Genomic DNA, 455 nt, shown 5'->3' with positions numbered 1-455 from the left:
GCGGTAGAAATGCACCGTGCAGCGCTGGTAGCGGGCCCCGGGGAACACCTCCTCGAGCGCACCGAGCATCCCCGCGCACTTGTCGCCGGTGACGAGCCGTACGCCGGAGAGCCCGCGTCCCTTGAGCCAGGAGAAGAATTCGCGCCAGGACTCCGCGGACTCGGTGTACCCCTCGGAGCAGCCGATGACCTCCCGGTCGCCGGCGGAGTTGACGCCGATGGCGACCAGCACGGCCACGTTCTCGTAGGACCCTCCCCAGCTGCGCTTGAGGTAGATACCGTCGACGAAGACGTAGGGGTAGCCGCCCTCGAGCGGCCTCTGCCGCCATGTCTCGATGGACGCGAAGGCCCTCTCGTTGAGGTTGGAGACGGTGCCGGAGGACACCGGCGCTCCCCACAGGAGCTCGGAGACGTCCTCGATCCTCCTGGTGGAGACGCCCGCCAGGTACATCTCGA

General features: G+C 67.9%; 1 protein-coding gene. It reads right to left on the bottom strand.

Features of this window, described 5'->3' with window-relative positions:
* On the bottom strand, nt 1–455 hold a 455-nt coding region (locus ACTQV3_RS09290; RefSeq protein WP_441536336.1), incomplete at both ends, for an IS256 family transposase.

It is taken from the genome of Collinsella sp. LCP19S3_A7 (assembly GCF_052121995.1).
In the GTDB taxonomy this organism is placed as follows: domain Bacteria; phylum Actinomycetota; class Coriobacteriia; order Coriobacteriales; family Coriobacteriaceae; genus Collinsella.
This window is presented reverse-complemented; position numbering and strand designations above follow the sequence as displayed.